Raw genomic sequence first — 20,398 nt, 5'->3', positions numbered from 1 at the left:
ATTGAACATTATAACACAATTGCGGAAATGTTCGCTTGTTGAGCAGCAGTAGATGGCTTAAAATCACCCCAAAGTTCATATATATCACTACAACCTGTTCTCCATATTGTAAGGGCAGCACTTTCATCCATCCGTTATGAGGGAATTGAAGGAGGGGGTTCGAGGGTGGCGATATATGGTTTAGTTGTCATCGGATGTCTATGTGGTTTCTTGTTATTTAGAAAAAATGTGATTACTGTCAGTCAGGAAAAAGGTCCGGAAAATGTGAAGCTGTCTATCATAATCCCTGCCAGGAATGAAGCATGCAATTTGCCTCATCTTCTCCATGCACTCAAGGTACAAACCCTGGAACCCTTTGAAATTATCGTTGTTGATGATTTCTCGGAGGACGATACGAAGGAAATAGCTGAAAGTTACGGGGTTACTGTGATTAGCAGCACGAGCCTTCCACAGGGTTGGACGGGTAAAAACTGGGCCGTATGGAACGGATATTTGCAAGCCTCGGGTGATTTAATTGCCTTTCTTGATGCGGATCTTCGCTTAGCTCCGCGTGCGCTGGAGGCATTAGTTAAGGCGAGAAATAAAGCGGGAGGCGTCGTTTCTGTCGTTCCCTTCCATTATACGCAGAAGTTTGTTGAAAGACTGGCGCTGATCTTTAATGTGCTTGGTGTATTCGCTTTTACATCTCCTTTTGAAAAGAAAAATCCGAAAAAAGGTCTGTATGGCTCCTGCATCTTAACGACTAGGGAAGATTATGAGAAAATCAACGGACATGAAAGCATCAAGTCGGAGATGTTGGATGATTTGAACCTTGGGGCCACCTATAGGAATGCCGGGATTCAAGTGACGAATTTTATCGGGCAAGGCCTGGTTTCTTTTCGAATGTATCCACAAGGGATCCAAAGCGAGGTTCAAGGATTCGGTAAAGGAGCAGTCCTAAGCACGACTAAATTAAGTCCGGGCACGATCCTCCTTGTTGCCATTTGGGTTGTCGGGCTAATTGCTTCAGAAACTTTCTTCCTATTTATCAACACTTCATGGGCGCTACCCCTTTTCATCGGGTATCTCTTATACATGATTCAGTTGTTTTATTTGATTAAACATGTTGGTAGGTTTGGAATCATTATGCCTGTTTTGCATGTTCTCTCAACATTATTTTTCATCTTCGTCATGCTGTATTCCGTCTATCAGGTCGTTTTCCTTGGGCATGTGTCATGGAAAGGACGGCACGTCAAGGTAGGAAGCAGGAGGGGGCAATGACCATTGTTTGGACGGTTTGTGCCTTTCTATCTGGATCCTTCATGTTTTCTTACTGGCTTGGCCTTATCGCCCAAAAAAACTTGAAGACGGTTGGTGACGGGAATCCGGGGGCTCTAAATCTGTGGAAGGCAGCTGGTTATAAGTTTGGTGTTGTTGGTATTATTCTCGACTTTTTAAAAGGATACCTTATCCTTCTTTTTGTATTGGGGAATGAAAAGATTCAAGGGTACTCCATGATTTCTATCGCACTGGCTCCGATTATCGGGCATGCCTTTTCTCCATTCCTTAAGGGGAAAGGAGGCAAAGCAATTGCTGTGACCTTCGGCGTATGGAGTGCATTATCAAGCTTTGAAGTTTCTCTTGCTTTTGCCGTGTTTTTGGCCATATTACTGAGTGCAATCAAAGTGATAAACAGAGGAAAGTCTACATCGACAGAGGCAGACGGCTTACAGGTTGTTATCGGTTTTCTGCTGGTAGGGATCTATTTGTATATGAGGGATTATTCGAGTGCGATCCTTTGGGTTTGGTTAGGGAATTTTCTACTGCTTGCCTATACTCATAGATATGAGCTTGCTGTCTATTTAAAGTGGCGATGAAGAAATAAATAAAATGGATCTCGGCCATGATGCCGGGATCCATTTTTTTATTCTTACAATCAGGACTGAGGTGATTACATACTAGGCTTCAGGTTAGGAAAAACTAGGGACTAAGTAGAAAGGAGTGAGCCTGCGTAATGGAAGATAGATTAGCTCTGAGGGAAGAACGGTTAAATGCATTAAGCCACGGCATGGGCGCGGCGCTAAGTGCCTTCGGTCTTTTTTTACTTTTACAACGTTCCGTTCTGTTCGAAGATCTTGCCTATATCATTAGCAATGCGATTTATGGGGTATCCTTTTGCTTGCTATATCTGTCCTCGACCCTGCTGCATTGCTCTCGCTCGAAGAAGTGGGGCGAACGCTTTGAAGTCATGGACCATTCGGCTATCTTTATTGCCATTGCAGGCTCGTATACGCCATTCCTACTGATTACCTTGCAAGGAACTCTTGGTTACACTTTGCTGCTGTTGATATGGGGATTAGCTTTCGGAGGCGTGCGCTATGTTCATTTAATCATTAGGCGGTTTATGCCTTGGGGCTTGCTGATGTATTTATTGATGGGTGCTTTCATGGTTTCATTAGTCGGTCCACTAGGTGAACTTCTTCCCTCAATGGCTCTAGCTTGGTTAATGTTCGGAGTCGCTTTTTACTGCATGGGCGTACCGTTCTTTCTTTGGCGAAGATTAAAATATCACCATGTCATTTGGCATTTGTTTGTGCTTGCAGGAAGCAGCTGTCACTTTATTGCTGTCTATGCTTATGTGATGCCTGCCGTTTTGTAGGGGTGAAATATGTGCCTAGTGTCCGACAGGCTGACATCTGCATAATACTTGGATCTATAAGCTAGGACCGATACGATTAATGCTGAATTCCTGATGGCCCAGTATCTCTGCCTTAGTCAGTTTGCCTTCAGCCACTTCACAAATTTCCTGCCAGATTTGTTCGCCTGCTTGCTCCAAATTTAAGGTACCAGCGAGCATGCTGCTCACATCCACATCCATATTGTCTTCCATGTTTGAATAGGTGAATTTGTTTGCCGTAATTTTGATTACGGGGACAACAGCTGAACCCGTTGGCGTTCCGCGACCCGTCGTGAAACAGACGATGTGCACGCCGCCTGCAGCCATACCGGACACACATTCGATGTCATTTCCCGGTGAATCCATAAAGTATAATCCATGCTCTGGAACATGTTCAGCGTAACCAATTACATCTTGAATGGGGTGCGTGCCGCATTTGCTGATACAGCCGAGTGATTTCTCTTCAATCGTAGAAAGTCCACCCGCAATGTTGCCGGGACTTGGATTACCGCCGCGCATATCGGCGCCCATACGCTCGATTTCTGTTTCAAATCGCCCGATAGCTTCGTAAAGCTTGTCGCTTGTTTCAGTCGTATTGCAGCGGCTGGCCAGAATGTGCTCAGCGCCAATGATTTCCGTCGTCTCACCGATGACGATGCTGCCTCCAGCATGCATTAATTTATCAGCGGCTACACCTAAAGCAGGATTGGAAGCTAATCCGGAGGGGCCAGATCGGTCAGCAATCTTTTGGCAATTTCAGTCCCATGCGAAATGGCTTTAACCGAACCACCGATGGATTGAATATCAAAAACCTCCACGGGTTTGCCAGTCGCTTTAATCGCATCGGCTAGTGCAATGGGATCGATGACCTCGCAGCCCAAACTAATAATGATAGCAGCACCAACATTCGGATTTTGCCCCGTACCTGCCAAAACATCGAAGGTTCTATTCTTGTCATCCCCAATTTGACTGCAGCCATGCTGATGAGGAATCACGACCGCTCCGGGTATCATTTGTGCAATTCGATTGCAAACATGATTGGCACAGATAACGGTCGGAATGATGATTAAATGATTTCGAATACCGATGTCCCCATTCTCTCTCTGATAACCCATAATAGTAGTCATATCGCAGCCCCCTTGGCATAGTTAGGATTCATGTGTTTTCGGTATATCTCCGCGACCGCGAATACCTTCAATATTGTGGACATGAACATGCTCGCCAGCTCGAATATCTTGGGTTGCTTTACCAATGACATCCCCATATTTAACGACCTCGGCACCTTGTTGGATGAATGCAATGGCTACCTTGTGTCCGAATGGGATAGAATCATGCAATGTTAGCGTTTGCATACTTGCACCCTTATAGAAATGAATAGATTCACCGCTCGGAATATCGCGCAGCACGGTCGCAACATCGTCTTTTTTCGTTCATGACAAGACTATCTGTCCCGTGAATGAAGTCATGTGACATTAGATCCCTCCTCAGAGTAAGCTTGCACTTAGCGTATTTATAAGCATCAAGTTTCAATTCTAGTTTAAGGAAGTTGGATGGAATTGAATAGAGACTTTTCTCACGCATGTTAGCACAAGACTAAGATAATGGGGGGACTGACTTCATAGCGGACTCCCGTTTTCGCCGAATGTCAGAAGGCGGGAAACTCTTATATTTCTTGTATAGCTTTGTAAAATAGTTAGCGTTTCCGCAGCCAATCCGCTCAGCGATTTCGGTTACTGTCCATTCGGTTTCACGAAGTAAACGATCAGCTTCGTTGATTCGCAGCCAGTTCACGTAATCTACGAAGGTACGTCCGGTTAGCTTCTTGAACGTTTTGCAAAAATGATACGGGTTCAGATTCACCATCCGTGCAGCCTGCTCAACCGATAATGGCTCAGCTATATGGGATTCTATATGCTGGATCAACGGTTTGAAAGATTCCGAATGACGGGCAGGAGCAGGTTTATCTATGAACTTCTCCGGTAAAAATTGCCGAGATAGTAGAGCGAAAAGCAGCTGAAAGTTATGTTTGATGACGAGCTCGTACGCGGCATTTTTATGCTCAAACTCGGCTGTAGATTCACGAATGAGTCTACGGTAAGGAGCAGCAAGTTCATCCTCGGCCAATAATTTGACAGGCAGTGGAACTCGCCCGTCCAGAAACGGGAGGATATACCGTTCGTGCACGGGGTCTGGGTGCAACACTCTCAGCAAGGAAGCATTAAAAACGACAGCGACATACTCCATTTCTTCATTTGCTGCGTTGTAGCCTACATGCAAAGCTCCCGCGGGCACAAAAAGCAGGTCACCAGCGTTGGCCTCATAAGGACGGCTATCTATATGAAATATCGCTTTACCAACCTGCATATCAATGATCTCGAAATGTTCATGCCAGTGAAGATACAGAATGTTATCGTCTTTAGCGGCTGAATGCGGTCGGTTTCGGTAGAAACGGATTGGATAGCTGCTATCCCAGAGTGGTGTTTTCTCCATTAAATCTTGAGGGTACGTCATGAGCTGCCTCACTTTCCTAAGTATCAATATAAGACCTATTTGGAGCAAGATAGGATAGAGAATTTGTCGATATTCCTAGTTATAATGATCATATTCATTTATCTTATACCAATATAGGAGTGATATACAATCATGAATAAGAAGCTTAGAGTGGGTACTTTAGTTGGTGGTGGAGATGCCGTTCGCATCATCCCCCAAATTGCCAAGCACGGATTTGAATCCTACAGCTTATCCTTTTGGCAAACAACGGGGAATATCGATCTCAAAGAAACGGCAAAGCGGGTAGCCGACATTGTGGCAGAGCACGACGCTGTCATATCTACGATAGGTGTATTCGGAAATCCACTCACGGGAACAGGAGATAATAAGGATACACTCGCGAGCTGGGAGCGGCTTATTGATCATGCACATCTCTTTGGTACCGATATCGTAAACGGTTTTACCGGCCGTATTCCGGATCGTCCAATTGATGAGTCCATACCGAAGTTCAAGGAAGTGTTTGGTGAGCTTTCTCGGAGAGCCGCTGATCACGGTGTGCGACTTGCTTTTGAGAATTGTGATATGGGCGGAACGTGGAAGACAGGGGATTGGAACATTGCCCATAACCCAACTGCCTGGAATCTAATGTTTAATGCCGTACCGGCGGATAACATTGGTCTGGAATGGGAGCCGTGCCATCAGATGGTTAGTTTAATCGATCCGATTCCACAGTTACGTAAATGGGTCGATAAAGTGTTCCACGTCCACGGCAAAGATGCGACAATTGCGTGGGATATTGTTCGGGAATATGGGGTCCATGGGAGCCAAGAGTTCGTTTGGCACCGTACACCTGGCTTTGGGGACACGAATTGGTCCGATATTATTACGATTCTGCGTCAGGCAGGCTACCAAGGTACAATCGACATTGAAGGCTGGCATGATCCTGTCTACCGTGATGAGCTCGAGATGACGGGTCAGGTGCATGCTTTGAACTATTTAAAACGCTGCCGTGGCGGAGATTACATTCCAAACCCTGTTTAATGAGTCGTTTCTTGTTCCATCTTAGTTTTGTGCTAGCTCTGATTAAGATCGTCTATTTTTAGTCAGAGCCATCTTTCTTATAATAAGGTCATTGTTACCGCATTCATTCAAAGCCAAGGAGGCTAACAGCTATGCAGGAAAACACACCTTTATTATTGACAGACGAGCAAATGAGAGAATTTATTACAAACGGGTGTTTGATTCTCAAAACTGATTTTTCGAGCGATTTTCACAGTAATCTTGTAGCACAATTAAACACGGTTTATGCGGAAGAGGGCAACCCCGGCAATAATTTACTACCCCGCATTCGTGAGCTGCAAAAAGTATTCGATCACCCTGTCGTGACAGGTGCTTTAACAAGCGTATTAGGGCCGAACTATATGATGCACGCACATAGACATGGGCATTTCAATGCCTCAGCTACGGCTGGAGGCTGGCATAAGGACAGCTATTGGGGTTATAACAGAATGCGCAATCACCACCCCAATTGGGCAATGATTATGTATTTCCCACAGGATACACCAGTGGAATTAGGACCAACAGGAGTAATGCCAGGCACACAAAATTACCAGAGTCGGACTTTTGAATCCAATGAACAAGAAGGGGAAGTCTTAGCAAGCGGCGAGGCGGGTACTTTTGCACTGATCCATTATGATATTTGGCATCGTTCCACGCCGAATGTGTTAGGACAGCCGCGTTACATGCTGAAATTTGAATTCATGCGTACAGAACTGCCGCAAGCACCTAGTTGGAATAATCAAGAGGCAGCATGGAGAAAGCCAGCTAACTTGCATTTGCCAATTGCCGAGCATGATTTAATGTGGGAAGAAACTTGGAACTGGCTGTCTGGAAAAATGGCCAGTCTGGCAGGAACAGCTGCATCTGATCCGGATCAAATTAAGGAGTTATCCGCTAAGTTAGCTGGTTTTGAGCCGCTAGCAATCAATGCGGCCTATGATCTGGCAAGAAGAGGGCAGCAGGGAGTAGACGCTTTACTCGAAGGATTAAATAGCGAGAATAGCCAAGTATCACGAGTTTCTGCTTATGGGTTATCCGTTTCAGGAAGCGAGGCCGTTAACGGGCTAATTGCAGCTTTACATCATGAAAATACTGAAATCGCTACACATGCGATATTTGCTCTTGGTGAATTAAGAGGGGTAGCGGCAGAAGCCGTTCCTACACTCATAAAGCTTCTCGAACATCCAGCTGATTCTGTTCGCTGCGCCGTAGTGGATGCACTTGGATTGATGGACACACCTTTGGATGACATTGTGTCAAGCTTAGGTAGATGTTTACAAGATGAGAACGCGCAAGTTCGCTTCATGGCAAGTTTATCCTTGTCTCGATTAGGCTCTCAAGCGGAAGCAGCTGTGCCGCAGTTGGAAATCGCGTTGGATGATGAGAACAGATATGTTCGTGCTCATGCTGCGGAATCTCTGCATTATATCGGTACGGAGCGGGCTAAGAATACGCTCATTAAGTTTCTGCTTAATTCTCGCTGGTGCCCGACAACGACAAAGACAAATGCTTTCTATCCATAAAAGCGCAAAATTGGTAAAGAAAGAGGGCAAATTAACTTTTGCCCTTTTTGCGTTGTTTCCTTGATTCAATTAATCACAGTTCGTTATAAATCGATCATTTTCGGTTTCAAATCACGGAAAGAAGTAGGTGTAAAACCCGTTTGTTCTCGGAACATGCGGGAAAAATACGATAATTCCATTCCCAGCGAATCGGCGATTTGTGAGACATTTAATTCTGTCATCATGAGTAAATCCTTGGCCTTTTCCGAGCGCAAATGGTTCATATATTGAATCGGTGAATAACCCGTAAATTGTTTAAAGGCATTAATAAAGTAGTTAGGGTGGTAGTGCGCAATTTGGGATAATGTATCGACGGATACGTTGTCAGCAATATGCTGTTCCATATAGTGCAGGACACTATTCATTTTCTCGAAAGTAGGGGTAGAAGCTAGATTCAGCTTGACGGTTTCACTTTGTTCAATGAATTCGGCAATGAATTCACTTAAAATTGCATTGACTCTAAAAGCAGAGGTTAACTCTTCACCTTTATTATAGGCTATCAGTTGTTCGAATTTTCTCCGTAAAGCCTCTGTATCTTTAATCGTAATGAATGCGGATGTTTGCAAAATCTGAAACAGATCCAAATCCCCGATTTTGGCCGTGAAATGACACCAGTATTTTCCGAAAGTATGATCGCTTATGGTTCCATAGGCCTGATTACTCCCCGCTGGAAGCAGATAAAGTTCACCTGGCTTCGGATAATAGGTCTGTTTCCCAATTTTTACAAAGCCTTCTCCCTCGATAATAAAATACAAGCGATTAAACGGACAGGAAGCATTCTCATCGTTCCAGGATTTCAGCACCTTGGTGTAAGCCGCAATCGATAAATCAAGCTTCGCTTTAGCGATATATTTCTTCCAGAAGATGAGCTGGCTAGGATTCATATCTATTCTCATGGGCTTATATTCCTTTCACGAAGATTCGGCAAATGCCCTCAACAAATTGCTCCTTGTTATAGCCGAGAATTTCTCTATGATATAAGTACTGTTCTGGCGTTAGGGAGGCAAGTATAGTGTTAACAGTCAAATTGACATCGATCTGTTGAATCTCTCCTTGTTGAACAGCACGAGTGATCAAAGGAGCAACAATGCTGTGAAGTCGGATATAAATGGGCTTTTTGTGTAAATAGAAGCTTCGTTTTTCGGTATACATGGTGTTGATGACGGAAAGTAAAGAGGCTTTATCGTCCACAAAATCAATAATTCGAGCGATCGTGTCCGCCAATTGGTTCATAGCTGTAACCTCGGGACCGGGATTAGCAAGACCCTCTTCAAGAGAAGCAAGAAACTGGGCTGTTGTTGAACGAAGCAGATCGCTGCAAACCTCGCCAATATGGGCGTAACGGCGATAAAGAGTGCCTTGTCCCACACCCGACTCTTTGGCAATCTGGTGCATGGTAACGGATTCAATTTGATTGGTTTCGAACAGGCTTCTGGCAGACGTAAGAATACGCCGGCGATACTCTGAATCGCGTTCCTCACGTCGACCGCAGGGTGGAATTGCTTTCATATCTTGGCTATATAATGAATTTTCATTGGTATCTGGATGTTTCATACGTGCTCCTCCTATAAGAACAAACCTTAATAAAAGAAATAATTGACATTGCGGACAATTGTCCGTATTATGATGTTGCGGACAATTGTCCGTTACTATTGTAGCACGATGGCATACATATTGTGAAGGAGGTACACAACATGAGTCAACCCACAACATCTGGTCAAGCGGAGCCAGAGTTTAAGATTACGAGCATTCTGGTACCGCTCATTGCTATCATATCGGGTATATTTATGGTTATCCTCGATACGACTGCGATGAATGTGGCCTTGTCAAAGCTGGTCGTCGATTTTAAAACGGATTTACCGACCATTCAGTGGACCGTAACGGGCTATATGCTGGCGACAGCGGCAGTCATTCCTCTAGCGGGATGGTTATCTGACCGATTTGGGGCGAAGAATGTATTCCTCACTTCCGTTGTCCTTTTCACCATAGCATCGGTCTTATGCGCTACACCGAACAGCGCGGAGTGGTTAATTGTTTTCCGTATCCTTCAAGGTTTAGGCGGCGGATTCGTTATGCCTGTTGCTATGGCATACGTATTTCGGCTAAGTCCACCGAACAAAATTGGTCAGGTGATGGGAATGCTGGGGGTGCCCATTTTGCTGGCGCCTGCGATTGGGCCTATCTTATCCGGATGGCTCGTTGAGTACCATTCCTGGCATTGGATTTTCTTAATTAATCTTCCCGTTGGTATTTTCAGCTTTATCTTTGGACTATGGAAGCTGCCAGCTGTCGCACGTAAGAAGGTAGCTGGTTTTGATTTACCGGGCATGATTCTAGGGCCCATTGCCTTCGCATCCTTATCGTATGGGATTACACAAGGTGCTGAAAGCTGGACTTCCGGTAAAACGCTGTGGGGCATCATCATTGGAGCTGTCGCTTTGATCGCTTTTATCATTGTTGAACTTAAATCCAAACTCCCATTGCTTGAGCTTAGAGTGTTCCGATCTGTCGATTTTTCCTTCAGTATTTTCGTACAGTGGGTACTGCAATTCTGCTTGTTCGGGGCCATTTTCCTGCTTCCGCAATTTCTACAGCAAGCCCGCGGGTACGGTGCGTTCGATACAGGGATGACGTTATTCCCGCAAGCGTTAGCTTCGGCCATCATGATGCCGATTGGCGGTTACTTGTTTGATAAAATCGGTGTTCGCTGGTTGGTTGTTGTTGGGCTCAGTCTTGTTTCCGGAGCGATCTTTCAATATTCGCATGTTGATTTAACGACAGAAGGTCATGACTTAATTTTACCGCTTATTATGGCTGGTTCGGGTATGGGTCTTATGATGATGCCGCTTAATTCGCATCTCATCAAGAAAGCTCCGCATGATTTGGTGAGTCGAGTTACTTCTTTAACGAGTGCCATGCAGCAAGTTATCAATTCTTTCGCAGTGGCAACCTTGGTGACAATTCTCTCCTCGCGTGTGAATTCATCCATAGCTGCAAAAAACATTCCAATAAACAGTCCTGCTGATATGCAAAAGGCTATGCTTGCTGTAGCGCCCGAAGCGTTCGGCCAGACATTCCACGTGATGCTAATCGTTGCGATCTGTGGGATATTCTTAGGCTTGTTCCTTCGCCGTGATAAGAAAAAGCCTAGTGAGGCTGTGAAACAAGAAGTCGTGTTAGAAGGACTACACTAAAGGGAATAATTGTACAAGAAGCTTACCGATGAATCGGTAGGCTTTTTTTTTGTACATAGAAGTTGGTATTTATGGAATTCTAACTAATAGCGCAAAACAAAATAGTAGGGGGGGGGCATACAATGAGTCAAGATGAATCGAAACTGGCAAAGAATCCGCATCATATTCGACTAACTTCTGGTGATATCGCGCCTCTATGGGGAGGTTATTTAAGTGACAGTATGGTCAATTGCGTGCTTAAACATTTCTTGCATACTGTTGAGGATAGTGAAGTAAAACCAATCATTGAATTTGCTATTGGATTGACAACGGAACATATGGAATTTAAAAACAAGTTATTTAAAGACGAAGAGTTCCCTATCCCTCTTGCCTTTACAGACAAGGATGTCAACCTAAATGCACCAAGACTATTTTCAGATGGTTTTATGCTACTTTATCTCAGACATATGGGCATTGCTGGCACAGTTACTTATGGAATGGCATTAGCAAGCAGTTCAAGACAGGATATTCGTGCATTCTTTCAACATAATCTGAAGACTGCGGCTGAGCTGCTGGAGAAATCTACGGCTATTCTGCAATCTAAAGGACTTCTCCCTAGGAGTCCTTACATACCGTATCCCAATTCAGTTGAATACGTGCACAAAGAAAGTTGGTTAAATGGACTGCTGGGCGATCGTAGACCCTTAAATGCCGTAGAAATTACAAACCTTTATTTGAATGTTATGAAGAACAGCATAGGTCAGGCATTGATGTTAGGTTTTTCTCAAGTCGCTAAAAACAAAGAAGTCATAGAATATATCGTGCGCGGCAGAGATATCTCCTCGAAGCATGTCGAAGTATTCAGCGCGTTATTACGCGATGACCAGCTGCCGGCTCCCATGACTTGGGAAACAGAAATTTCGAATTCTAAGGAGTCCCCATTTTCCGATAAGCTAATGCTCTACCATACAGTCTTTCTTTCAGCGGTAGGAATGGGGAACTATGGAGCTTCCCTTGCAGCAAGCATGAGGAGGGATCTGACAACTGTTTATCTTCGGCTTACAGGTGAAATCGGAACTTATGCAGACGATGGTGCAGAACTCCTGATAAACAATGATTGGATGGAAAAAATGCCTGGTGCGATTGAGCGTAACGCTCTATTATCCTTATAAGCTGTGATTTAAATGGTCTTAGGACATAAACGTGCAATCCCATTTAAATCAAATAAAAAAACCATCCAATGATTCGTAATGGATGGTCTTTGGTATGTCAGGAGAGCATTGCTATTCGCCTTTACTCTTCTTCGTGCTCGTTTTTTTCTTCGCAGGAATTTTCTCTGGCATCGCTGCGACCCATTGTAAGGATTGCTCGATCCACGTCGTAATTGTATCAGGCGTTTCCCGCCATTGCTCCGGTAAGGTGACATACTCCTTCATCGGCTTTCCTGGCATGGGGGAAAATAAACATACTCCTTCTTGTTCGATAAGACGAGTACGCTCGTCTTCCGGCAGGCGGATAAAGATTTGCTGTCCGTAAAGTCCAACGAACATGTTGTCATTAATAAAGCCGGCCAAATTACCGAACATGGGACGAATATGAATATGAGGATCACTGGGCATAACGGCAGCGAAAAATTGTTTCATCTCCTCATCAGGACGAGGCATGGACATAAAGGAAACACCCTTTCGATTTGATATTTTTATTTTTCCATTATAGCTTTAAGCCGCTTCAAGTCTCCTTGAATGCTCCTTCTTACTTGGGGGGACATGAAGATATCCGTAAGCTTATAGAAGCCTTCAGAGGTACCTTCAACACGTATTTGTGCTAGTGTGCCTTCATTTTCATCATCAAATTGATACGTTACTTTCATCGGAAAAGGACCTTTGATCGATTGCATCACCATCAACTGCTCGGGTTCATACTCAACAACTTTAAGCACATAATGAATTTCCTTACCTAGAAATTTTGCAATTCGTCTTACCTGAGTTCCCAAGCCAATGGGGCGTTCGGTAAGGAGTTCAGCCTCCGTAATCCCTTTGGTCCATTTGGGATCATTGGTTGGCTCCATCGCATATCGAGCAACCTCTTTACGGCTTTGAGCAATCACTAGCTTGGCCGAAACATCAATTCCCATATCTATAATCTCCCTACTTTGTATCGTAATTCATAAAATCAGTCATTGTTGACACTCGTATTTTAGCAATCACTTACGTAAGTGTCAACTTAAATAGTTTCATTAGTTAAGTTGACACTTAATTAAGTATATGCTAAATTAACGTCATGATCGAAAAAGTGATCCAAGCCATCGTAGAGCCAAGACGCAGAGATATTTTATATCTCGTACGTGACGGAGAGCTTACATCAAGCTCCATCGCGTCCCATTTTGACATTTCGGCACCAGCAGTATCTCAACATCTTAAGGTTCTTGAGGATTCCGGATTACTTGTGGTTCGGAGAGAGGGAACCAAGCGGTATTATCGTATGAGGAGGGAAGGTTTTGCTGATCTGAAAGCGTACATTGACCGTTTCTGGGATGATAGTCTACTGCTGTTGAAGGAAGCCGCAGAAGAAGAAGAGAGGAGACAGCGTAACCGTGAATCAAATGAATCAAACAAGTGACACGATTAAGAAAGAGGTGTTCATCGATTGCCGTCCGGAGATCTTATTCTCCTTTTTTACGGACCCAGAGAAGATGGTTCGTTGGATGGGCCGACATATTTTGTTGGAGCCAAGCATCGGAGGGAAATATCGGATCGATGTTAATGGATCGGATATTGCGATGGGGGAATATAAAGAAATTATTCCAAACGAGAAAATCGTTATGACGTGGGGCTGGGAGAAGTCCAAGGTGGTTCCACCTGGTTCAAGCACGCTCGAATTTAAATTCACTGCTAAAGACAAAGGTACTGTCCTGCTATTAACTCACTACGATTTGCCGGTCGAAGAAGTCGCCGCTCACACAGAGGGTTGGATGCACTATACATCTAGACTCCAAACGTTGGCTGAGGGTGGAGATCCTGGCGTAGATCCTTGGTCAGTTAAGGCCATGCATTAAATTACGTTTCATAAATAAGCTTATGGGGAGATAGAAGGCAATGACAACATTATCTTGCGATTGTGGGTTCAAAGTAGAAGAGGAAAACCGGTACGAAGTAGAAGCGAAGATGTGGCATCATGCGATTCACGATCATGCTGATATGTTAAAAAGCATGACTGTGGAGCAGCTTACACAATGGTTAATGGGAAAAGACAAGCAAATCGGCGATTCTTCAGCTATTCATCAGGAGGTTGTGTTCGCTGCAAGCCCGAACCGCATCTATGAAGCGCTGACTGATGCCGCTCAGTTTAGCAAAGTCTCAGGTGGAGCACCTACAGAAATAACGCCAGAAGCTGGTGGCTCTTTCTCCTGCTTTGGTGGGATGATTGTGGGGGAAAATATTGAGCTGGAGCCAAACAAACGAATTGTTCAAGCGTGGCGTGTCGCGAATTGGGAAGAAGGCGTATATTCCCTGGTGAAGTTCGAATTGGAAGGGCAAGGCGCGGAAACCCGCCTCATCTTTAGCCATACAGGCTTTCCTGAAGGTCAAGAAGCTCACCTGGCTCCCGGTTGGCATACAAACTACTGGGAACCGCTTAAGAAGTACCTAGCCTAACATAATAAACGGTATTCGTTCTCTTGGAACGAATACCGTTTCTATTTGTTATGATTACTTCCAAAGAGCATGAGTATTAACAAGAATTACATGTTAGATGCAGTCGCCCTCTTCCTAGTGAAGAACCACACACAAAACATTCGGCTTAATAAGAATGTAATCATTAGAGAGAGCACTGTACAGAACCAGCTCCAGTGAACATAACGGACGAGATTCGTATAATGTTCAAGGATAACTTCCGTAATCGTGAGTGGAATGCAGAAAATTATGTAATAACTAAACTGTACCCAGCGGCTCCGGCAGCTTGGATAATAGCAGTTAAACACCATGCAGATGATCGGATAAGCAAGGTACTCGTAAGTCATGCTGGTTCGGCTTACATCAGGCAGCTCTACCACAGGATAAGCCACTAAATTGTACTCTACAACTATCAGGCCAAGCGGACAAGCAAGTATCTGCTTGAATAGGAAGGACACAACCGCAAGCCGGATTTTGCGACGGGGGATGGTGAAGATGAGCCCAAATGATAGTAGCCACACGGCAGTTAACACCCATCTATCCATGCTCATGATTTACCCTGTAATTCAGCTTCAAATGTTTCTGTTTCTCCATTTCGATAAAACCAGCGAACGATCACTTTCGTTAATACCAGTAAGAAAATAAAGAACATGCTGCCCATGAACCAGTCGAGGAACTTGTAATCTAACAATTGTGTGTACTGAGTTAACATATAATTTAACCAGGCAAGAGCAGTGCACCATAGCAGCAGATAGAGGGTTCTAATCGTCCGCGAGCGCCGCGGCTCAAGGAGAATGTAGATACTACTTAATATTGGATACAGTAAATACGTCATCGTAAATCCGATATCTGTCGCTCTCGGGAACTCACGAACTGGGAAAGAAATGATCCTCAGCTTGACTTGCAGGATTACTGAAAACCAAACGATAGTCTGAGAAGTAAAATGAGCGAGAATAAATCGACGAACATTCGATCGTCGAACGAATATAACGACCATTTCAAGCCCCAAGATCCATACAAGGATAATAATTTTTCTTTCTAGAATCATAATGACAAATCCACCCTCATCTTCATACCGTTTACCAAACAAAGTTAGTATGCCTTCCGTCAGAACCGACAATACTACCTCCCAATTGGCGTATTATTTGCCAGATATCATGTAATTGAATGTCTATTATCTCCAGTGGGGTACACGATATGAGTGACTAAATAATATAAATGACCTCCTCATGCTTGAGGAGGTCATTGTTCTTCCATCACCACTCCTTACGAAGTGCAAACAAATCTCTCAATTCTTCGTTTGAGAGTTCCGTAATCCAGCCTTCGGAGGTGGAGATCACGTTCTCGCTTAGACTCATCTTGCTCTCGAGCATCTCATCGATTCGTTCCTCTAATGTGCCGAGGGAAATGAACTTATGTACTTGTACATTGCGCGTCTGTCCCATCCGATAGGCGCGATCCGTGGCCTGGTTCTCTACGGCAGGGTTCCACCAACGGTCGAAGTGGAACACATGGTTCGCTGCGGTTAAGTTGAGTCCGACTCCGCCAGCTTTCAGCGACAGAACGAAGATACCCGGCCCCGTTTCTTCAGCGGCTTGGAACGTATCAATCATCTTATCGCGCTCCAACTTGGGCGTGCTTCCGTTCAGATACAATACCGGTTCATTCCTTTGTGCCCGCAGTACGTCTGCCAATATTCGCCCCATGCCTACATACTGGGTGAAAATCAGGCAGGAGTCGCCTTCGTCCCGAAGTTCTCCGACCATGGCAACCAGCCGCTCAAGCTTCGCGGATCGCATGACGAAGGCTTCGCGGCTCTCCTCGGCAAGCAGAGCTTCCTCCGGCAGACTAGCTTCCTTCGTTAGCAGCATGGGGTGGTCGCACAGCTGCTTTAGCTGTGTTAAGGCCGCTAGGATCGCTCCTTTGCGCTCCATGCCTTCCAGCTTTTGCATACGTTCCATGAGATCCTTGACGGATCGTTCATAGAGTGCTCCTTGCTCGGCTGTTAAATTGATATAGACTTTGGTTTCAAGCTTATCGGGCAAATCGAGTTGGATCGCAGGATCCTTCTTTTTACGGCGCAGCATGAAAGGTTTGACGAGCTTCTGCAGCTGTGCCGTTCGTTCCTCATCGTGGTGCTTCTCTATCGGATTCGCGAAACGGTGCTGAAACCCGCGTTGGTTCCCGAGGTAACCCGGATTAAGAAAGTCGTAAATCGACCACAGCTCGGACAATCGATTCTCAATAGGTGTTCCTGTTAGCGCAATGCGGTGCCTAGCTTTGAGCATACGGATCGCTGCGGATTGTTTATTGTGGGCATTCTTGATATTTTGGGCTTCATCCAAGCAAAGGGAACTCCACATGGTTTCCTGTAGAGTCTCTTGATCCATCAGCGCCGTCGTATAGGAGGTAAGCACAATATCCATGTCTTTCAAAACCGTAGAAAGTTCCTCGCCGCTTAATCGTCCCTTTCCGTAATGAAGAAAAACCTTTAAATCCGGAGCAAAGCGGACTAGCTCCTTCTGCCAGTTGCCAAGCACGGACGTGGGGCAGATGAGCAGGGCAGGGTGCTCCGACTCTGCTCTATGATGCAGTAAATACGTGATGAATTGAACCGTTTTGCCGAGCCCCATATCATCGGCCAAGCAGGCACCCAGCCCGAACTTCCTAAGGAAGCTCAGCCACGTGAAGCCCTCGTGTTGATACCCGCGAAGCTCAGCGCGCAACCCCTCAGGCACAGCAATTTCCTTTAATTCCGAAGGCTGCCCAAGCTGGCGAAGCAGCGCCAAGAGGTGGGCATTCAGCTCGACTTCCAGCTTCAGCCGTTCTTCATTATCTGCTTCTTCCTCCGCTGTTAGACTTTCCTTTTGGGTTCTTTCCTTTTCGGATTCACTTAACAGGTGAAGCTGAAAGATATCCTGCAGGGACAGACCTTCTTGCGGATTCACGCTTTCCATGAGCCTCCGGATTTGCTCCAATAAAGCGGGGTCCAAATACACCCATTGTCCACGGAAGCGGATAAGCCGTTCATTGCGGCTAAGCAGACCAGCGAAATCTTCTTCGCTCAGGTCGTTATCGCCAATGGCAATCCGCCAATCGAAGTTTACCAGCGAGTTCAGACCGAACAGCGACTCGCCTCTGCCGCCCGCTTCTGAGGAAACACGTGCGCGCAGCCGAGGTTTGCGTTTCGAGGCGGCTTCCCACCAACCGGGGAGCATGACATTCCAGCCATCTTCCAACAAAAGGCGGCTGTCCGTTGTCAGAAATGACCAAGCGGCTTCGTCGCTTAGAGGCTCTGCAAATAGCTCGCCGCCGCTACTGCGCCCAGGCAACGCTTCTGTTAGTCTTGTAGCCCAGCCAAGAGAACGCTCCAGGATATATGGGGTCCAATCACTGGCCCACGTGCCTGAAGCACGTCCGTCTGCATAAAGGCGAATTGGCGTCAATACAGATCCTTCGCTTTTATCTTGCAGAACCAAGCGGAGACGCCAAGTGTCATCGTTCTCGTCCGGTTCCAGCAGCTGCAGAGCAGGGCGGAAGGGAGCGGTGTCCGGTCTCCAGCCCAGAGAGGCAAGCCATTCTTCGTCCGTGAACGCATCAGCCGAAGTAGGCGCAGATTTCTGTGCACGGAACAGAGCTGGATAATCCCGCCGAAGATCGGAAAGGGCAGCTTCATTGGGATAGTGCTCAGCCGAAACTACGGCGGAGAAGGCTGCACGCAGGCCAGACATTCCGTCACCTAAGCCATCTAAGCTTTTTAGTGCATGCCAATCAAGTTGTTTCAATGACTCCGTCTCGGCATCCCAAGTCCAAGCCAGATTCCCATTTCGGAATGCGCTGTAACTGGGTATATAGTGACCTGCTTTAGCTTCTCGGTATAGAACCGGCGCCACTTCTAGCAGTCCCTTTGTGGTTTCGTTTCCCCCTTCCCATCGAAGGACATCCATGAAATAGGGTTCTGCGAAGAAGGGGAGCACCATCTCCACGGGCAGGACCGTTAGTGTTAACTCTCCCGCTAGCTGTTGGTCCAGAATGGTCCCGTAGTAAGAGGACTCGTGCCACGCGAACAGCAGCTTTCGAAATTTATCTCCGGGCACATCGCGTCCGTCCTGCAGCCCCCAGAGTAAGGCATCGCCACTGTCCGTTAAGGTCACGTTCAATGTCATATCATGCAATTTTGTGCTCATCCGAGTAGCTTTCCTTTCCTAAGTTCCTCTTGCAGCGCCCTTAGCCTGCTGTGTCGTTCCACGAAACCAGAAAAGAAATGTTCCCATCGCTCGGTTTGTTTCATTTTCTTGTACACTTTATCTAGTCTCTTGAGGAGCCTTACCGCTAATTTATAATCATGCCGATTTTTCAAACTCACATAGTGATCTACCGCTTGATGGTAATAGGGTAGAAGTAGCTTAGGGGTATCCTTCTCAATCGGCTGCAGAACATTGACGCGATGGTAAAGAGGGTCATGCCCCTGTAGGATCTGCATTTCTAACCAAGGCTTCCATTTCCTTTGATCGTACAGCATTTCCTCAATAATTCGGAAAGAATAAGGCAATAGTTCTTCTAGAACGCTCCACATGTGTTCTTCCGCTTGAGGGAGATGCACAATGGCTTTTGTCCAAAAATCGGCATAAAGTTCAAGTTCTTTGGTCCGTTTCCGATTGAAAAAAGATACGGATCTTCTCAACCAATTCACTAACTCTTCCCAGTTCTGGGTGTCATATAGATAGTCAAGGAAAGGGATAAACAGTTTGGCAGGGGCCTCTTTGAAAATATCATTCGCTTCTAAAGCCTCCCAGGCTTCTTTACTCCTAGATTGCTGCAAGTACAAGAAGGCCTTTGCGGCTGAGAGAGAAGGGGAGGGGCTGTCCATTGTCATCGTCTCAAGAGCTTCTATTTCCTTAGTTACATATGGACTTGCCTCGGGATCTGGGGTAACCCAATATTTCCAAAGCACGGTATAGACGCCATAATCATGATAATTATGACCCGATTCGTCAGCCATCTGCTGTCTGATATAACTAAACGTCTGTTCAAGACGCTCTCCAGAGATCGAGAAGTTGAGAAGAGGCGATTGTTGCTTTAGCCAAGTATGGATTTCATCGTAAACCCGATAAAGGGTGGAAGAGGTGTAGTAACTTACGCCACCTTGTGCATTCTGCTCTTTTATTTTTCTAAGGATAAATAATTCCTGATGCATGTCAAAAAAAATCCGATCGATATCAGAAAAAGGAATAGTGACCTTCTTGATGTTCTGCAATTGCTGCCTTAACATGTCAACATAATTTCCCAAATCATAAGTCGCCTTAATGGGGGACGTATAATGATTCAGAAACTTCTGCCAGCCGGATACATCCATTTTGGGCAATTGTGTGAGTGTAGACTCCAAGGAAGTAACTGAAGTAACCCGCTTGAGATGCAGTTTGGCATTCATAATTTGGGAAGCGGGGTAACCCAGACGATCTCCAAGCTCCATCCAAACGGCTGCCATATGCTTGCAAGAGGCTGGTACTGGACAACTACATTGACTGGAACGGGGCTTGTCTAAATTCAGAGTAACTCGGTAATCTCCTGTTTCTTCCTCGACCACCCTTGCCTGAACGACACGAGTCTCAGAAATGTTCAGGGAAGCTACTCGCTGTTGTTTAAAGAAAGTAAACCCTCGACTAAGGGTAACATCATTATAAGTTTCGGCTACGTACTCCAGCAGCATCAACCATTGGTCGTCGTTTAAAACGGGAGAACTCATAGAATAGCTCCTTTTTTTCTACTTTCAATAATCAAAATCAT

At 45.5% G+C, this 20,398-nt stretch carries 20 protein-coding genes and 1 pseudogene; 10 read left to right on the top strand and 11 right to left on the bottom strand.

Translation table 11 applies throughout. The features are described 5' to 3' along the window. Window positions 1-165 precede the first annotated feature (165 nt). The 3 genes from QFZ80_RS20890 (at window position 166) to trhA (ending at window position 2,638) form a co-directional block, all read left to right on the top strand. Entirely contained in the window at window positions 166-1,260 is a 1,095-nt protein-coding gene (locus QFZ80_RS20890) for a glycosyltransferase family 2 protein (protein WP_307560790.1), read from the top strand. Beyond that, entirely contained in the window at window positions 1,257-1,856 is a 600-nt protein-coding gene (locus QFZ80_RS20885) for a glycerol-3-phosphate acyltransferase (protein ID WP_307560788.1), read from the top strand. Before QFZ80_RS20890 ends, QFZ80_RS20885 begins: the two co-directional genes overlap by 4 nt. A 137-nt stretch (window positions 1,857-1,993) precedes the next feature. After that, entirely contained in the window at window positions 1,994-2,638 is a 645-nt protein-coding gene (trhA, locus tag QFZ80_RS20880; protein ID WP_307554531.1) for a PAQR family membrane homeostasis protein TrhA, read from the top strand. Window positions 2,639-2,692: 54 nt separating this feature from the next. Here trhA and QFZ80_RS20875 read toward each other — a convergent pair. From QFZ80_RS20875 to QFZ80_RS20865, 3 genes and pseudogenes are all read right to left on the bottom strand, one after another. Beyond that, a pseudogene (locus QFZ80_RS20875) lies at window positions 2,693-3,783 on the bottom strand (UxaA family hydrolase). 21 nt (window positions 3,784-3,804) lie between these two features. Beyond that, window positions 3,805-4,062, bottom strand: coding sequence for a UxaA family hydrolase (locus QFZ80_RS20870; protein ID WP_307560786.1), 258 nt, complete (start codon window positions 4,060-4,062; stop codon window positions 3,805-3,807). A 187-nt stretch (window positions 4,063-4,249) separates the two neighbouring features. After that, a complete protein-coding gene (locus tag QFZ80_RS20865) occupies window positions 4,250-5,167 on the bottom strand; it encodes a helix-turn-helix transcriptional regulator (protein ID WP_307554537.1) in 918 nt (305 codons plus the stop codon). Window positions 5,168-5,299: 132 nt separating this feature from the next. Here QFZ80_RS20865 and QFZ80_RS20860 point away from each other — a divergent pair, with 132 nt between their 5' ends. Both QFZ80_RS20860 and QFZ80_RS20855 read left to right on the top strand, forming a co-directional pair. Continuing rightward, entirely contained in the window at window positions 5,300-6,187 is an 888-nt protein-coding gene (locus QFZ80_RS20860) for a sugar phosphate isomerase/epimerase family protein (protein WP_307554539.1), read from the top strand. 131 nt (window positions 6,188-6,318) lie between these two features. Continuing rightward, window positions 6,319-7,728, top strand: coding sequence for a HEAT repeat domain-containing protein (locus QFZ80_RS20855; protein ID WP_307560784.1), 1,410 nt, complete (start codon window positions 6,319-6,321; stop codon window positions 7,726-7,728). Window positions 7,729-7,811: 83 nt separating this feature from the next. On the opposite strand, the gene QFZ80_RS20850 is transcribed toward QFZ80_RS20855, so the two are convergent. Beyond that, the gene (locus QFZ80_RS20850; protein ID WP_307554542.1) at window positions 7,812-8,663 is read right to left on the bottom strand and encodes an AraC family transcriptional regulator; all 852 of its coding nucleotides are present in this window, start codon (window positions 8,661-8,663) and stop codon (window positions 7,812-7,814) included. A 4-nt stretch (window positions 8,664-8,667) separates the two neighbouring features. Continuing rightward, window positions 8,668-9,321, bottom strand: a complete 654-nt coding sequence (locus QFZ80_RS20845) for a TetR/AcrR family transcriptional regulator (RefSeq protein WP_307560782.1) — start codon at window positions 9,319-9,321, stop codon at window positions 8,668-8,670. Window positions 9,322-9,461: 140 nt separating this feature from the next. Between QFZ80_RS20845 and QFZ80_RS20840 the strand changes: the two genes are divergently transcribed. After that, a complete protein-coding gene (locus tag QFZ80_RS20840; protein ID WP_307560780.1) occupies window positions 9,462-10,961 on the top strand; it encodes an MDR family MFS transporter in 1,500 nt (499 codons plus the stop codon). 122 nt (window positions 10,962-11,083) lie between these two features. Next, window positions 11,084-12,112, top strand: coding sequence for a DUF3231 family protein (locus QFZ80_RS20835; protein WP_307554550.1), 1,029 nt, complete (start codon window positions 11,084-11,086; stop codon window positions 12,110-12,112). Between the two features lie 111 nt (window positions 12,113-12,223). Here QFZ80_RS20835 and QFZ80_RS20830 read toward each other — a convergent pair whose 3' ends face one another. Together QFZ80_RS20830 and QFZ80_RS20825 are read right to left on the bottom strand one after the other, a co-directional pair. Continuing rightward, window positions 12,224-12,610 carry a TfoX/Sxy family protein gene (locus tag QFZ80_RS20830; protein WP_307560778.1) on the bottom strand — a complete coding sequence of 129 codons (387 nt, stop codon included), beginning with the start codon at window positions 12,608-12,610 and terminating at the stop codon, window positions 12,224-12,226. Window positions 12,611-12,639: 29 nt separating this feature from the next. Continuing rightward, entirely contained in the window at window positions 12,640-13,074 is a 435-nt protein-coding gene (locus QFZ80_RS20825) for an SRPBCC family protein (RefSeq protein WP_307554553.1), read from the bottom strand. Window positions 13,075-13,220: 146 nt separating this feature from the next. On the opposite strand from QFZ80_RS20825, the gene QFZ80_RS20820 reads away from it, so the two are divergent. From QFZ80_RS20820 to QFZ80_RS20810, 3 genes are read left to right on the top strand one after another with little or no spacing between them, the layout of a single operon-like run. Beyond that, complete coding sequence (locus QFZ80_RS20820) at window positions 13,221-13,559, top strand: ArsR/SmtB family transcription factor (RefSeq protein ID WP_307560776.1); 339 nt, start codon at window positions 13,221-13,223, stop codon at window positions 13,557-13,559. Then, a complete protein-coding gene (locus QFZ80_RS20815) occupies window positions 13,543-13,995 on the top strand; it encodes an SRPBCC domain-containing protein (RefSeq protein ID WP_307564174.1) in 453 nt (150 codons plus the stop codon). The genes QFZ80_RS20820 and QFZ80_RS20815 overlap by 17 nt, the downstream gene beginning before the upstream one ends. Window positions 13,996-14,035: 40 nt before the next feature. Next, window positions 14,036-14,593 carry an SRPBCC family protein gene (locus QFZ80_RS20810; RefSeq protein WP_307560774.1) on the top strand — a complete coding sequence of 186 codons (558 nt, stop codon included), beginning with the start codon at window positions 14,036-14,038 and terminating at the stop codon, window positions 14,591-14,593. A gap of 86 nt (window positions 14,594-14,679) precedes the next feature. Here QFZ80_RS20810 and QFZ80_RS20805 read toward each other — a convergent pair whose 3' ends face one another. The 4 genes from QFZ80_RS20805 to QFZ80_RS20790 form a co-directional block, all read right to left on the bottom strand. After that, a complete protein-coding gene (locus tag QFZ80_RS20805; protein ID WP_307554558.1) occupies window positions 14,680-15,156 on the bottom strand; it encodes a CBO0543 family protein in 477 nt (158 codons plus the stop codon). Window positions 15,157-15,158: 2 nt separating this feature from the next. Further along, window positions 15,159-15,731 carry a CBO0543 family protein gene (locus QFZ80_RS20800; RefSeq protein WP_307560772.1) on the bottom strand — a complete coding sequence of 191 codons (573 nt, stop codon included), beginning with the start codon at window positions 15,729-15,731 and terminating at the stop codon, window positions 15,159-15,161. A gap of 136 nt (window positions 15,732-15,867) precedes the next feature. Continuing rightward, entirely contained in the window at window positions 15,868-18,798 is a 2,931-nt protein-coding gene (locus QFZ80_RS20795) for a DEAD/DEAH box helicase (protein ID WP_307560770.1), read from the bottom strand. Beyond that, a complete protein-coding gene (locus QFZ80_RS20790) occupies window positions 18,795-20,357 on the bottom strand; it encodes an SWIM zinc finger family protein (RefSeq protein WP_307560768.1) in 1,563 nt (520 codons plus the stop codon). Before QFZ80_RS20790 ends, QFZ80_RS20795 begins: the two co-directional genes overlap by 4 nt. Window positions 20,358-20,398: the final 41 nt, after the last annotated feature.

It is taken from the genome of Paenibacillus sp. V4I7 (genome assembly GCF_030817275.1).
Taxonomy (GTDB): domain Bacteria; phylum Bacillota; class Bacilli; order Paenibacillales; family NBRC-103111; genus Paenibacillus_E.
This window is presented reverse-complemented; position numbering and strand designations above follow the sequence as displayed.

Excerpts from the sequence above, each read along its gene's own strand:
- QFZ80_RS20885 (WP_307560788.1), top strand. The coding sequence starts at position 1,257 with ATGACCATTGTTTGGACGGTTTGTGCCTTTCTATCTGGATCCTTCATG.
- trhA (WP_307554531.1), top strand. The coding sequence starts at position 1,994 with ATGGAAGATAGATTAGCTCTGAGGGAAGAACGGTTAAATGCATTAAGC.
- QFZ80_RS20865 (WP_307554537.1), bottom strand. The coding sequence starts at position 5,167 with ATGACGTACCCTCAAGATTTAATGGAGAAAACACCACTCTGGGATAGC.
- QFZ80_RS20860 (WP_307554539.1), top strand. The coding sequence starts at position 5,300 with ATGAATAAGAAGCTTAGAGTGGGTACTTTAGTTGGTGGTGGAGATGCC.
- QFZ80_RS20855 (WP_307560784.1), top strand. The coding sequence starts at position 6,319 with ATGCAGGAAAACACACCTTTATTATTGACAGACGAGCAAATGAGAGAA.
- QFZ80_RS20850 (WP_307554542.1), bottom strand. The coding sequence starts at position 8,663 with ATGAGAATAGATATGAATCCTAGCCAGCTCATCTTCTGGAAGAAATAT.
- QFZ80_RS20845 (WP_307560782.1), bottom strand. The coding sequence starts at position 9,321 with ATGAAACATCCAGATACCAATGAAAATTCATTATATAGCCAAGATATG.
- QFZ80_RS20840 (WP_307560780.1), top strand. The coding sequence starts at position 9,462 with ATGAGTCAACCCACAACATCTGGTCAAGCGGAGCCAGAGTTTAAGATT.
- QFZ80_RS20835 (WP_307554550.1), top strand. The coding sequence starts at position 11,084 with ATGAGTCAAGATGAATCGAAACTGGCAAAGAATCCGCATCATATTCGA.
- QFZ80_RS20830 (WP_307560778.1), bottom strand. The coding sequence starts at position 12,610 with ATGTCCATGCCTCGTCCTGATGAGGAGATGAAACAATTTTTCGCTGCC.
- QFZ80_RS20825 (WP_307554553.1), bottom strand. The coding sequence starts at position 13,074 with ATGGGAATTGATGTTTCGGCCAAGCTAGTGATTGCTCAAAGCCGTAAA.
- QFZ80_RS20820 (WP_307560776.1), top strand. The coding sequence starts at position 13,221 with ATGATCGAAAAAGTGATCCAAGCCATCGTAGAGCCAAGACGCAGAGAT.
- QFZ80_RS20815 (WP_307564174.1), top strand. The coding sequence starts at position 13,543 with ATGAATCAAACAAGTGACACGATTAAGAAAGAGGTGTTCATCGATTGC.
- QFZ80_RS20810 (WP_307560774.1), top strand. The coding sequence starts at position 14,036 with ATGACAACATTATCTTGCGATTGTGGGTTCAAAGTAGAAGAGGAAAAC.
- QFZ80_RS20805 (WP_307554558.1), bottom strand. The coding sequence starts at position 15,156 with ATGGATAGATGGGTGTTAACTGCCGTGTGGCTACTATCATTTGGGCTC.
- QFZ80_RS20795 (WP_307560770.1), bottom strand. The coding sequence starts at position 18,798 with ATGAGCACAAAATTGCATGATATGACATTGAACGTGACCTTAACGGAC.
- QFZ80_RS20790 (WP_307560768.1), bottom strand. The coding sequence starts at position 20,357 with ATGAGTTCTCCCGTTTTAAACGACGACCAATGGTTGATGCTGCTGGAG.